We start from the raw sequence: 12,841 nt of genomic DNA on the forward strand, positions 1-12,841 counted from the left end.
GCGGCGCCCCCGACTTCAGCGAGCGAACCCGCCGTCCAGGTCAGGCGAGATCGGTCAGGTCCTCGGCGAACACCTGCGACAGGGGCTGCGGTCCCACGTACTGCTGGCAGTTGCACCGACCGGCCTCGTACCGCAGCGGCTTCTTGGCCTCGTCCCATGCCACCGGTACCTCGACCCGCTCGTGACACAGGCCCTGCTTGTCGTGCTTGGCGAGGTGGTGCGTACATCCGCACACCGGTTCCGGAGACTTGTTCGCCGCCTCGACGGCCAGGCGTTCCTGTCTCGCCGCCTCCAGCAACTCCACCTTGCGCTCGTGCCGATGGCGCAGCGCGGTACGGACGGTGTCCGCCGCCCACGCGAAGCCGCCCGTCCAGAAGATGACGAGAACCCACCAGATCCAGTTCACGCGCTGCCCCCTCCCCCTGACCTACCGCGCTCCAGCCTACTGTTCGATTACAGAAATCCCCGCCTCGCACGTCCGGTACCCGACGGCCTGGGTGGGCGGAGGTCCGCAGGCGTGCCGGTCCGGTTCAGCAGGGTCAGTTCTGATTGACGGGCCAGACCGCCGCCGGGTCGCAGTGAGCGGGGCACGCCAGCAGGTAGACCTCGTTGCCGAGAAACAGCCCGTAGCTGTCGGCGGCAACGCTGTAGGGCTGCTCCGGCTGTCCGGGATGGACCGCGAACTCCATGCCTTCCGGGACCTGGCAGAGGTACGCCAGATCGACACCGCACGCGCACGTGTAGTACTCGGGATCCTGCGCCCAGGAGGGCGTGCCGCCCACCTTGAACGCCTGGGCTCCAAGGCCGCGGCGATCGGTGGCGTCCGCGAAGGGCCGAAGCGTCAGCGGCAGTGCGCACACGGACGGTTCGGGCTCCGCAGTGGGCAGCACCGCGTTCTGCTGGAGCAGGACACGCCAGAACGGACGCGGGTAGGGCGGTTGCGGAGCGTCCCAATACCCGGGCACGAGTCGGCCGTCGGCACACTCGGGTTCGGAGGCGTCGTTGTGCTCACGGCAGTGGAAGACCAGCAGATGGTCTCCGCCGAAAGGCCCGAGGTCCAGGGGCACGTCGAACTGGAAGAACAGGGCCATCCGCTCACCGCAGAAGCACGAGGGCCACGCCTGTGTGTCGTCCAGGAAGGGCCAGCCGCCGACGGAGTTCCGCGCCGGCCCGCCCAGCGGATCGGACCCGACCTCGATCGCATGAGCAGGCAGCGCATCCCGAATCGTCCCCACTCCGTGCGTGACCATCCGCTCATCCTATGAGCCGTCCCGGAACCCCCGATCGCGGGTGGGAAGGTCCGCCGCAGGCGCCCGTTCGGGAAGCTGCCGGCTCTGCTCCGATGCGGGACGCCGGAAGCGAACGAGCGGCCGCCCAGGAGGAGGGGTGGCCCAGGACGCGCGCCGCGTGGCTAGGGTGCTCCGGGTGAGCAGCAGACGGTGGTGGGGTTGTGGCGCGGCTGTGGTGACGGTCGCGGTGGGGCTGGGTGTGCGGGCGTGGACCGGTGGGGACTTCGCGAAGTACGCGGGGGACGCCCTGTACACGGTGATGATGTGTGCCGTCGTGGTCGTGTTGGCGCCGCGCCTGCGGCCCGCCGTCGCCGCGGCCGTGGCACTGGCGTTCAGCTGGGCGGTGGAACTGCTCCAGATCGCCGGGATCCCGGCCCTGCTGCAACCCCTGCTGGGCTCGACCTTCAACGCACCCGACCTCCTCTGGTACGTCGTGGGAGCGGCCCTCGGATGGCTCGTGGCACTCGGCGGACGCCCCGGCCCGCGCCGCGACGCGGACCGCGACGACACGGGGAAGCGGACCGCGGTGACCGGTCGGGACTGAGCACCGTGCATCACGGGGAGGGTTCCGCCTCCGGCGACGAGCGCGCTTCGGGGTGCGCGCCCGTGGTGTCCGCGGAGATACGGGAGGCCGCGGACACGACGGACGCTGCGGCGGGGCAATGCCGGGGCGCCCCCTACCGCCGCGCCACCCCGCCTGCCAGGCCGCGCAGGATCGCGGTCCGCCCGCGGTCGGGGACGGTCCACAGGGCCTGCCCGCGCAGGCCCCATTGTTCGAGCAGGGCGTTGGCGGCCAGGAAGCCGCTCGTCGCGGCTCGTTCCATGAGGGCGACGGGGAGGTCCGTGCGGACCAGGTCGCCGGCCACCATGAGGCGGGGGTCGGCGGTGCGGACGGTGGGCCGGTCGGGGTATCCGCCGACCGGGAACAGCGGGCAGTCGGACCGCCAGGCGTGCCGCACGTCGACGACGCCGGCGGTGCGGGTTTCCGGGTAGACCGTGTGCAACTGCTCCAGCAGGCGCTTCTGTTCCAGTTCGCGGTCGGCGTTCTCCGGGACGGCGTACGCGTGCAGTTCGACCACGGAGCCCCCGGATGAGGCGGTCCAGCGCGCCGCCTCGCCCTCCCAGCGCTCCAGGACGCTGACGTTGTCCAGCGTTCCGTAGCCGCTCGTGCCGAGGAAGCCCTGCCGGTCCGCGGCGACGGGCGTGTCGAGCCAGTACCGCGAGACGAGGAACGGCGGCGCGTTGCGCAGCCGGGCGATCCTGTCGCGCCAGGGGCCGTCGGCGAGTTCGGGAGAGCGTCCGACCAGCCCGCGCAGGCCGGCGGTGTCCAACGCCAGGACGGCCGCGTCGTACCGTCGCTCGCCGTCGTCCGCGGACACGACGAAGCCGCCGTCCGCCGTCGGGGTGAGGTTCTCGACGGCGGTGGAGGTGCGCAGGTCGGCCCCGTGGCCCCGGAGGTAGTCGCCCAGTGGCTCCCAGAGCGCCTCGGGGAACGGCTCCACCGGGACGTCGAAGAGCAGCCCTTCGGAGCTGCCGAGGAAGTAGATGTGGAACATCAGCAGCATCTCCGCCGCCGACAGTTCGCGGGGGTCGGCGAAGAAGCTGCGGGAGAACACCTCGAACGCGAGGTGGTGGGCGGCTTCGGGGAAGCGGATCGACTCCAGGAAGTCGTGGGCGCTGACGTGGTCGAACCGCTCGTAGACCTGCGGGACCCGGACGTCGAGCATGGGCAGGGCCGCCGCCGGGTTCATCCGGAGCAGGTCGCGCACCCCGAACGTGGGGCTGAGCGCGGCGAACCCCAGGGCGCTCCAGGGCGGGGTCCTCGGTACGTGGCGGAAGCTGTCCTGGAGTCCACCGCTGTGCCGCAGGGGGTAGTCGGCCAGCCCTGTCAGGCGCTCCAGGCCGGGGTCGGTACGGCGCAGCAGTCCCCTCAGGTTGTAGTACTGACGGAAGAAGGCGTGGAAACCGCGGCTCATCGTCGCCGTGGTCCCGTCGGCGAGCGAGGTCCGCCAGCCGGCGAGGCGTCCGCCGAGGCCGGGTTCGCGCTCGAAGAGCGTGACGCGGACGCCGCGTTCGGCGAGGGCGGTGGCGGCCGCGAGGCCGGCGATGCCGCCGCCGACGACGGCGGTGCTCGGCGGCCGGTCACCGGTGTGGCGCGCGGCGCCGGGCGGTGCCGGCAGCACGATCGCTCGCCTGTCCCTGCCCCGGCGGGCGCCTCCCGCGGCCCGTGCCGCGTTCACCGGGCACCCGCGGTGGGGACCGCGCGCCGGGCGACGACGGTGTGGGTGATGCCCGTCTGCCAGCCCGGCAGCGGGAGGGCGCGTACGCGGTCGAATCCGGCGGCCCCGACCCGCTCGGCGAACCGGTCCGCGGTGTCGAACTCGACGACGCTGCGCCACAGATGGCGGTAGAGAGGGCCGTCGCCGAGTGCGGTGGCGACCGGCAGGACGACCCCGCCGCACACGGCGGTCCACACGGCGCGGTGGACGGCTCTGCCGCTGAGGGTGTAGTCGTGCACCGCCAGCCGGCCGTGCGGGGCGAGCAGGTCGTGGACGGTGGTGAGGAGAGCGTCGGGGTCGGCCGCGTTGCGGAAGAGGTAGGCGGCGAAGACGGCGTCGAAGGGAGCCTCGACCCCGCTGTCCCGGAGCCGTTCCGCGGGGGCGTGCACGAAGGTGACGTCGGCCGTCCAGCGCTTGGCGCTCGCCCGCTCCAGCATGCCCGCGGAGGCGTCCACCGCGGTGATGCGCGCATGGGGCAGCACGGCGGCGAGGGCGGCGGTGGAGGCGCCGGTTCCGCAGCCGAGGTCCAGGACCCGCAGTCCCCGGCCGCCGTCGCGCAGGCCGAGCCGGCGTACCGACCGCCGAAGGTGTCCGTGGTATCCGGGATTGGCGGCCACGAGGGTGTCGTAGCTGCGCGCGGCGTGGTCGAACGCCGCGGCCAGATCCTCGTCACGCAGCAGGGTCATCAGGTCTCCTTGAACGGCGGAAGGGGTCCGCGGGGGCGGTCAGGGCCGGGGGAAGGGGCGGCGGGGCAGCCGGGAGAGTTCCGCCGCCGAGCGGAGCATGGGCAGGACGGGTGTACGGACTCCGACGGAGAGGTCCTCGTGGAGGCGGGTGCCGCCGTCGAGGAAGCGCAGCAGTCGCTCGGCCGGCACGTGCGCGAACAGGCGCGAGAAGAAGCGGGCGCCGTCCACCCGGCCGGTGTCGAGGGCGCGGAGCATGACGGCGTCCATGGCGCGGGAGCGGGCGGAGTGCGCCGGGGGCGGCAGGGGCCGGCGTCCCGCCAGCAGCGCGTCGGCGACGGCCCGGGTCTGGCGCAGCGCCGCGGCGAAGGTGTAGCCGGTGGAGGGGCGGGTCGCGCCGCCCGCGGCTCCGATGCGGAACACCGCGGGCGCGGTCTGCCGGGCGAACGGCGCGTCCGTCATCGGGATGACGCCCGTCTCGGTGGCCGTGACGTCGAAGTCCCGCACGCCGAGGACGTGGTGGGTGTACCGGCGGAGCGCCGTGTCGTATGCGTCGGGAGACAGCACGGCGGAGGAGAACTCCGTGTACTCGACCAGGGCGCGCTGCCGGTCGATGGGCAGGAGGTAGCCGAACGACAGGCCGTGGGCCGGCTGCGGTGTCCGGAAGTCCATCAGTTCGACGGTGGCGGGGGTGAACGCCGGGCGCCGGGCGCGGACGAACCAGCCGTGGAAGTGCTGCAGGAGGGTGGTGCGGGCCGCCGGGAGGCTGCCGAGCGGGCGTGAGTCGAAGACCCAGCGCACGCGGGCGGAGCACGGACGTCCGGCGGCGGTGCGCGCGTGGACGAGAGCACCCCCGTCGATTCCCTCGACCGCTTCGACGGTCGCCTCGACGGGGCGGACGCGGTCGCTTCGTTCGAGGTCGGCGCGGACGTGGGCCTCGAAGTCGTCGGACCGGATCATCTTGTAGCGCAGGGGGGAGATGTCCGCGTCGATCGGCAGGCCGCGCGGCGGGCGCACCCGCAGGGTCTGCCAGGAGGCGGTCAGGGCCGCGTCGTAGGGGCCCGGGCCCTCTTCCCAGAAGCACCAGGTGCGCGGCGGCGGGCGCAGCGGTCCGGGGGGCGCCTCGATCAGGAGCACCGACACGCCGCGGCTGCTTGCGCGCGGGCGGGCGAGACGGTGGGCGAGGGAGAGTCCCGCCGCGCCGGCTCCCACGATGGCGACGTCCGCCTCCAGCACGTACCCCTCCGTCCGTCCGCGGTCGCTCCCCGCGCCGCTGGACAGTTTTCCCGATCCGCTGGCCATCCGGATGCAGGCAGGACGGGCGCGTCCGGTACGGCGGCCGGGGGCCGGACCAGCGGAGGGCGGCGACGCGCGTGCAGCGCTGCCCGCCCGCGACGGCCGAGGGAAGGGCGGGCGCCGCAGCGGAGGCGTGCGCATACCGGGTGTCCGCGCCGGAAGCGGGCGGCCGTCCGCTGGCGCTGACGCGACGTCAGGCATGGGGGATCGCAGGGCGTGAAGCGGCCCCGGAGGTGCGGCCGGACAGGTGAAGGACGCACCTCCCGCGTCACACCTGTGCACCCGGGCGGCGCGGCAGCACCCGACTTTCCTTCGTCACGGCTTCACTTTCCGTCGAATGGCGCATCCGGGCCCCCGGTCGGCGCGGAAAGCGTTGACACAAGAGGCCAAGCCCGATCACGGCGAGAGGAACCGGGATGCTCCCCAGCAAGGCGCAGGCCTGTCCGGCGGCGGGAAGACCGCCGGGCCCCCACGGCACGGCCAGGCCGGGTGCCGCGGACCATGCACATCCGGCGGACTCCTCGCCGGTGCGAGGGGTGCGCCCGGAGGGCTCGGCCGGAACGGCCCGGGCGGCGGACGGGTCGGGCCCGCGGGCCACGAACGGTGACGTGGCCGACCTGGTGGGTGCCGTTCTCTCGGAGATCCTGGGCGACGTCACGGCGCGAGCCGAGACGCTCGACCCGGTGTTCGCCCGGGACATCGCCGAGCGGGTGGCCCGCTTCACCCTGAACGGCGGGAAGCGGACCCGGTCGCGGTTCGTGTGGTGGGCCCGGCTCGCCTGCGGCGGACACGGCACGGGGGCGGAGGCAGCGCTCAGGATCGGCGCCGCTCTGGAGCTCATCCAGACGTGCGCGCTCGTCCACGACGACGTGATGGACGGCTCCTCGATCCGCCGCGGCCGGCTCGCGCTGCACGCGGACGTGGCGGCCCAGTACCGCGGCGAAGACGCTCCGGGCGCACCTCGGGCGGAACGCTTCGGCGAGGCGGCGGCGATCCTCGCCGGTGATCTCGCGCTGGCGTGGGCCGACGACGTCGTCGCCGGCACCCCGCTCCCCGACGGCACCGCGCAGCGGGTGCGGGAGGTGTGGAGCGCCATGCGGATGGAGATGGTCGCCGGGCAGTACCTGGACGTGCAGGGTCAGGCCACCTCCTCGCTGTCGCTGGCCCGGTCGATCCGCGCCGCCTGCCTCAAGACGGCCCTGTACTCGGTGGAACGCCCGCTCGCCCTCGGCGCCGCGCTCGCCGGGGCCGACGACGCGACGACCGCCGCTCTGTGCTCGGCCGGGCGCTGCGTGGGGATCGCCTTCCAGCTCCGCGACGACCTCCAGGGCGTGTTCGGCACGCCCGAGACCACCGGCAAACCCGTCGGCGACGACATCCGTTCGAACCGGCCCACCTACCTGGTCGCCGTCGCACGGGCCCGCGCCGAGGCGAACGCGGACGACAGGGCCCTCGCGGTGCTGGACGGGGCCCTCGGCCGCGCCGACCTGTCCGAGGCCGGCCTGGACCGGGTCCGCGAGGTTCTGCTGTCCACCGGCGCCTACGCCACCGTCGAGGCGAAGATCGACCGGCTCGTCGCGCAGGGCATGCGCCATCTGGACGGGGCGGTGCTGGAGCCGGAGGGCCGCCGCCGGCTGCGCGGCCTGCTGCGCGCGGCAGCCGCCCCGCCGCCGGGCGCTCCTCCCGGGCCCCGCTCCCCCGGCGCCCCGGATCACGGCGGCGTGACCGCGCTCGTGGACGCTCTCGTCGACGTACCCGCCGAGGAGGCGACCCGATGACCCGGAAGATCCCCGGCCGCACGGACCACGTCGTGGTCGTCGGCGCCGGCCTGTCCGGGCTGTCGGCCGCCCTCCATCTCCTCGGCGCGGGCCGCCGGGTCACCGTCGTCGAACGCGCCGCCCTGCCCGGGGGCCGCGCGGGCCGGATCGTCCGCAACGGCTACCACATCGACACCGGACCGACCGTCCTGACGATGCCCGACCTGGCGGACGAGGCGTTCGCGGCCGTCGGCGACAGCCTGCGCGCACGCGTCGACCTGATCCCCCTCCACCCCGCCTACCGCGCCCGGTTCGCCGACGGCAGCTCCCTCGACGTCCACACCGACGCCGAGGCCATGGAAGCGGAGGTCGAACGGTTCGCCGGCCCCCGCGAGGCGGCCGGATACCGGCACCTGCGGGCCTGGCTGGAGACGCTCTACCGCGCGCAGATGCGCCACTTCATCGACGCCAACTTCGACTCCCCGCTCCAACTGCTGACCCCCGACCTGGCCCGGCTCGCCGCGCTCGGCGGCTTCGGCCGGCTGGACAAGCGCATCGGCCGCCACCTGCGCGACGAACGCCTGCGCCGCGTCTTCTCCTTCCAGGCCCTGTACGCGGGTGTGCCACCGGAGCGGGCCCTCGCCGCCTACGCCGTCATCGCCTACATGGACACCGTCGCCGGCGTGTACTTCCCGCGCGGCGGCATGCACGCGGTCCCCCAGGCCATGGCCGACGCCGCGGCGGACGCGGGCGCCGAGTTCCGGTACGGGCAGGACGTCACCCGGCTGGAGCGCTCGGCGGGGCGCGTGACCGCCGTGGTCACCGACGACGAGCGCATCGCCTGCGACGCCGTGGTCCTCACCCCCGACCTGCCCGTCACCTACCGCCTGCTCGGCCGCGCCCCTCGCCGGCCGCTGCCGATCCGCCACTCCCCGTCGGCCGTCGTCCTGCACGCCGGAACCGACCGGACCTGGCCCGGACTCGCCCACCACACGCTGTCCTTCGGCGCGCAGTGGAGCCGCACCTTCGAGGAGCTGACCCGGACGGGCGACCTGATGAGCGATCCGTCGCTGCTCATCACCCGGCCCACCGCCACCGACCCGGGACTCGCGCCGCCCGGCCGCCACCTGCACTACATCCTGGCGCCCTGCCCCAACACGGACATCGGTCCCGGGGCCGCCGCCTGGGGCGACCTGGCGCCGCGCTACCGCGACAGCATCCTGAGGGAACTGGAGCGGCGCGGCCTCGACGGCATCGGCTCGGCGATCGAGGAGCAGTGCCTGGTGACCCCGGCGGACTGGCAGGCCCAGGGCCACGCCGCGGGCACCCCGTTCTCCGCCGCGCACACGTTCCCGCAGACGGGCCCCTTCCGCCCCCGCAACCTGGTGCGCGGCACCGAGAACGCCGTACTCGCCGGCTGCGGCACCACCCCCGGAGTGGGCGTCCCGACCGTCCTGCTGTCCGGCAAGCTCGCCGCCGCCCGCATCACCGGCACCCCCACCACGAAGAACGCCTCCGGGGCCCGGCGCCCGCGGCCGGCGACCACGGAAGGCGCTCCCTCATGACCCGACGCGAACTCGCGGCGGCCGGCATCACCGACCCCGCCCTGCGGGACGCCTACAGCCGCTGCCGGCGCCTCAACGCCCGCCACGGCAAGACCTACTTCCTCGCCACCCGGCTCCTGCCGGTCGAACGCCGGCCGGCCGTCCACGCCCTGTACGGCTTCGCCCGCTGGGCCGACGACATCGTCGACTCCCTGGCCGCTCCCGCCGATCCCGCCGACCGCGCCAGGGACCTCGCCGACCTCCAGACGAGCCTGGAGGTCGGGCTGCTCTCCGGAAAGAGCGCGGATCCGGTCGTGCTGGCACTGGCCGACACCGCGCGGCGCTACGCCATCGACCACCGGCACTTCACCGACTTCATGGCGTCCATGCGCAGCGACCTGGAGGTCACCGACTACCCGACGCTCGACGACCTCCAGTGGTACATGCACGGCTCCGCCGCGGTGATCGGCCTGCAGATGCTTCCCGTCCTGGGAACCGTCGTGCCGCGCGAGGAGGCCGAGCCTCCCGCCGCGGCCCTCGGGGTCGCCTTCCAGATGACGAACTTCCTGAGAGACGTGGGCGAGGACCTCGACCGCGGGCGCGTCTACCTTCCCGCCGACCTCCTCGAAGCGCACGGCGTCGACCGGGACCGGCTGCTGTGGAGCAGGACCACCGGCCGCCGCGATCCCCGGATCGTGACGGCGCTGCGCGCGTTCGAGAACCTCACGCGCGGCGTGTACCGGCAGGCGGTCCCGGGGCTCGCGATGCTCGACCCGGTGTCCCGTCCGTGCATCCGGACGGCGTTCGTCCTGTACGGCGGCATCCTCGACGCGATCGCGGCCGACGCGTATTCCGTGGTCCACCGGCGCGCCGTGGTTCCCCGCCGACGACGGGCCGCGGTCGCGCTCGACGGTCTGGTGCGGGTGACGGCCGCCCGTACCGCGGCGCGCCGTGCCGGAGAACGGTCGACGCCACGCTCCCTGCCCTCCGGTGCCGCCCAGGGTCGCCCTTCCCCGTCCGAGCTGCACAAGGAGACCGCGTGATGTCCGGGAAGCCCTCCGGAGGGGCACGCCTTCCCCTGTCCCTGCGCCGCCGTCCGGTCCCCTGGGCCCGTCAGCGGCCCACCTGGCGCGAAGCCCGCCCCGGCGTGATCGCCGAGGCGCTGAAGCGAGCCCGGTCACGCCCGTCGGGCAACTGGTACGTCGTGGGAGCCAGCCGGGCCGTGCGACCAGGTCGATCCCTCGCGCGGACCGTCGCCGGACGCGAGGTCGTGCTCTGGCGCAACCGCGCGGGACGTCTGGTGGGCGGGCCTGGCGTGTGCCCGCACCTCGGCGCACCGCTGCGGGACAGCCCGGTGGTCTGCGGCACCCTGGTCTGCCACTGGCACGGGCTGGCGCTCGAGGGCGGGGCCTTCGCGGGCTGGGAGCCGCTCCCGGTCCACGACGACGGGGTGCTGGTCTGGGTCCGCCTCGACGACGTGGGCGGAGAGCCGCCCACGGACGCGCCGGTGGTGCCGGTCCGGCCCGCCCTGCCGGACGCGGTGGCCGCCGTCTACGAGGGGGCGGGGACCTGCGAGCCCGAGGACGTGGTCGCCAACCGGCTGGACCCGTGGCACGGCGCGTGGTTCCACCCGTACTCGTTCGTGGACCTCACCGTGGTCGACGCCCCCGACGGGGCGCCGGACGGTGCCGATGCCGAGGACGGGTTCGCCGTCGACGTCTCCTTCAAGGTCGCCGGGCGGCTCGTCGTCCCGGTGCGGGCGGTCTTCACCGCGCCGGAACCCCGCACGGTGGTCATGCACATCACCGAGGGCGAGGGGCAGGGGTCCGTCGTCGAGACCCACGCCACGCCGCTCGGTCCGGACCGGTCGGGCCGGCCCCGCACGGCCGTCATCGAGACGGTCATGGCGGTGTCCGGGCGCCCCGGTTTCGCCGCGGCACGCGCGGCGGCCCCCGTGCTGCGGCCCCTGATGCGCGCGGCGGCCGGACGGCTGTGGCGCGACGACCTGGCCTACGCGGAACGCCGCTGGGAACTCCGTTCCACCGGGCGTTTCCCCGGCTGACCGCAGGGTCCATCACGTGTGGCGTGCTCGGGGCGGCCGATGCGACCGTCCCGAGCACGCCCTCCTCGCCGCTGATCCGGACGCCGCACGCGTGGTTCGGTCCTACCGCTCCTGCCGTCGAATGGGGCCCGCATCGGCAGACTCGGGCGCGTCTGCGCGCCGGGCGGCGGTCGTCTCGGCGAACGTCGCACACCGCCGGCGGCAGCGGAGAGGAGAGCCCCCGGACCCCGGGGTCCACGGTGCTGCGGCACTCGGGGCGGTGTGCCTCAGGTGAGACCGGCCCTGCGCGGCGGATGCGCGGTCCACGGGTCGCCCCAGGCGGACCACGTCTCGGGTCCTCCGCCGTGCCATTCGATGACCGGAGACTCGGCGACGTCCACTTCGTCCGCGCCCTCCCAGCCGGCCTCGTTCAGCAGCCTGGTCAGGGCACGCAGACTGCGGGCCACGCCCAGGGGCCTGCCGTCCAGCCAGACCCGGCGGCCTCCTGCGGCCGTCGGTGGGTGGACGACCACGGAACTCTCGTCCATCGGATCACCCTCACTTTCCACTGGACGTGCGGTCCTCCCGGCCTGTCGCGGCCGGGTGGACGACACGGTCACCATGCGCCCGAGGGCCAGGGCGCGGTGCGCACCACTGCGGACTCCTGTGCAGGAAGGCCGTCGCGCCGATGCGGAACGAAGCCGGCGGCGCGGCACGGGCACGCGCCTGCGGTCCGAAGCACGGGGCCGTCGAGTTCCCTCCGGTGTCGGGGACAAACACCCGCGCCACGCGGCGAGGCACCGGGGGACGCGCCCCGTCTCCGCCACGAGTCGTGGCACCGCCCCGCTCTGCCCCGTGCGGCGGGATCGTGCGTCTGGATGCGAGCGGGCCGGGTACCCAGAGCTTCTTCGAGGAATGAGGTGACGATCATGGCGCTGTCCCCACCGTCCGATCTGCAGGGGCGCTCCGCGCTGGTCACGGGCGGTTCTCGCGGTCTGGGCCTCCTCCTGGGCGCGCGCCTGGCCCTGCGCGGCTGCCGGGTGACCGTGGCGGCCCGGGACGCCGAGGAACTTCGGCGCGCCGCCGCCTGGATCGAGGAAAGGACCGGCGTGACACCGCGGACCGCGGTGTGCGACGTCCGCGACCTGACGGCGGTGGAATCCGCGGTCCGGGACGCCGAGAGCGCCCAGGGCGGCCTCGACGTCGTCGTCGCCAACGCCGGCATCATCCAGGTCGGGCCCCTGGCATCGCTGGACGCCAAGGCTTTCGAGGACGCCATGGCCACCATCTTCGGCGGCACGGTGAACACCGCCACCGCCGCGTTGCCCCACCTGCGCCGCAGTCCGGCGGGGGGCCGTCTGTGCCTCATCGGCTCGGTCGGCGGGCTTCTCGCGGTTCCCCACCTGCTGCCGTACTCGTGCGCCAAGGCGGCCGTCGGTGCGCTGGGTGAGGGACTGCGGGCGGAGACGGCGCGCGAGGGACTGAGTGTCACCACCGTCCACCCCGGCCTCATGCGGACGGGGTCACATCTGCAGGCCGAGTTCGGCGGGCCCTCGTCGCAGGAGTTCGCCTGGTTCTCCGCGCTGGCCGGGATGCCGGTGGTGTCGATGGACGCGGAACGGGCGGCGGAGCGCATCGTACGGGCCCTGGAACGCCGAAAGACCCGTGTGGTCCTCACCCCCGCCGCACGTGCCGCGGGTCTGGCGCACGGCATCGCGCCCACCGTGGTCACCCGGCTGAGCGGACTGGCCGCGCGGGCACTGCCCCAGGCCTCGGCCCGGGATGCCGCCACGCCGGGACGGCGAGGCAGCGGGGTGGAGCAGGGCCACCGGATCGACCGGCCGGCCTCGGGATGGACGGAGCGGCTGCGCCGGGCGGGCAGCCTGCTCAACGACCGGGCCGCCCGGCGCTACAACCAGCGGACGCCGGGACCGCCGAGCGACGCCTGAGCC

At 74.5% G+C, this 12,841-nt stretch carries 12 protein-coding genes; 6 read left to right on the top strand and 6 right to left on the bottom strand.

What is annotated here, in order from left to right; genetic code table 11:
* Nucleotides 1-40: 40 nt before the first annotated feature.
* Both ACGFS9_RS23115 and ACGFS9_RS23120 read right to left on the bottom strand, forming a co-directional pair.
* Nucleotides 41-406, bottom strand: coding sequence for a hypothetical protein (locus tag ACGFS9_RS23115; RefSeq protein WP_393255726.1), 366 nt, complete (start codon nt 404-406; stop codon nt 41-43).
* Nucleotides 407-539: 133 nt separating this feature from the next.
* Nucleotides 540-1,250 (bottom strand): hypothetical protein, encoded by a 711-nt coding sequence (locus ACGFS9_RS23120; protein WP_393255728.1) that lies wholly within the window; start codon nt 1,248-1,250, stop codon nt 540-542.
* A 175-nt stretch (nt 1,251-1,425) separates the two neighbouring features.
* Here ACGFS9_RS23120 and ACGFS9_RS23125 point away from each other — a divergent pair, with 175 nt between their 5' ends.
* Nucleotides 1,426-1,833 carry a DUF2809 domain-containing protein gene (locus tag ACGFS9_RS23125; protein WP_393255729.1) on the top strand — a complete coding sequence of 136 codons (408 nt, stop codon included), beginning with the start codon at nt 1,426-1,428 and terminating at the stop codon, nt 1,831-1,833.
* A gap of 133 nt (nt 1,834-1,966) precedes the next feature.
* Here the strand turns inward: ACGFS9_RS23125 and ACGFS9_RS23130 are convergent, their stop codons facing one another.
* From ACGFS9_RS23130 to ACGFS9_RS23140, 3 genes are read right to left on the bottom strand one after another with little or no spacing between them, the layout of a single operon-like run.
* The gene (locus ACGFS9_RS23130) at nt 1,967-3,472 is read right to left on the bottom strand and encodes an FAD-dependent oxidoreductase (RefSeq protein WP_393255731.1); all 1,506 of its coding nucleotides are present in this window, start codon (nt 3,470-3,472) and stop codon (nt 1,967-1,969) included.
* A gap of 53 nt (nt 3,473-3,525) precedes the next feature.
* The gene (locus ACGFS9_RS23135) at nt 3,526-4,254 is read right to left on the bottom strand and encodes a class I SAM-dependent methyltransferase (RefSeq protein WP_393255733.1); all 729 of its coding nucleotides are present in this window, start codon (nt 4,252-4,254) and stop codon (nt 3,526-3,528) included.
* A gap of 39 nt (nt 4,255-4,293) precedes the next feature.
* A complete protein-coding gene (locus ACGFS9_RS23140; protein WP_393255735.1) occupies nt 4,294-5,487 on the bottom strand; it encodes a lycopene cyclase family protein in 1,194 nt (397 codons plus the stop codon).
* Between the two features lie 476 nt (nt 5,488-5,963).
* Here ACGFS9_RS23140 and ACGFS9_RS23145 point away from each other — a divergent pair, with 476 nt between their 5' ends.
* From ACGFS9_RS23145 to ACGFS9_RS23160, 4 genes are read left to right on the top strand one after another with little or no spacing between them, the layout of a single operon-like run.
* A complete protein-coding gene (locus tag ACGFS9_RS23145) occupies nt 5,964-7,325 on the top strand; it encodes a polyprenyl synthetase family protein (protein WP_393255737.1) in 1,362 nt (453 codons plus the stop codon).
* Entirely contained in the window at nt 7,322-8,869 is a 1,548-nt protein-coding gene (locus ACGFS9_RS23150) for a phytoene desaturase (protein ID WP_393255739.1), read from the top strand. The genes ACGFS9_RS23145 and ACGFS9_RS23150 overlap by 4 nt, the downstream gene beginning before the upstream one ends.
* Entirely contained in the window at nt 8,866-9,891 is a 1,026-nt protein-coding gene (locus ACGFS9_RS23155; RefSeq protein WP_393255741.1) for a phytoene/squalene synthase family protein, read from the top strand. Before ACGFS9_RS23150 ends, ACGFS9_RS23155 begins: the two co-directional genes overlap by 4 nt.
* Nucleotides 9,891-10,910, top strand: a complete 1,020-nt coding sequence (locus ACGFS9_RS23160) for a DUF5914 domain-containing protein (protein WP_393255743.1) — start codon at nt 9,891-9,893, stop codon at nt 10,908-10,910. The genes ACGFS9_RS23155 and ACGFS9_RS23160 overlap by 1 nt, the downstream gene beginning before the upstream one ends.
* 266 nt (nt 10,911-11,176) lie before the next feature.
* Here ACGFS9_RS23160 and ACGFS9_RS23165 read toward each other — a convergent pair whose 3' ends face one another.
* Nucleotides 11,177-11,437, bottom strand: coding sequence for a hypothetical protein (locus ACGFS9_RS23165; RefSeq protein WP_393255745.1), 261 nt, complete (start codon nt 11,435-11,437; stop codon nt 11,177-11,179).
* A gap of 381 nt (nt 11,438-11,818) precedes the next feature.
* Here ACGFS9_RS23165 and ACGFS9_RS23170 point away from each other — a divergent pair, with 381 nt between their 5' ends.
* Entirely contained in the window at nt 11,819-12,838 is a 1,020-nt protein-coding gene (locus tag ACGFS9_RS23170) for an SDR family NAD(P)-dependent oxidoreductase (RefSeq protein WP_393255747.1), read from the top strand.
* Nucleotides 12,839-12,841 lie beyond the last annotated feature (3 nt).

Source organism: Streptomyces sp. NPDC048566 (assembly GCF_043199735.1).
GTDB lineage: Bacteria > Actinomycetota > Actinomycetes > Streptomycetales > Streptomycetaceae > Streptomyces.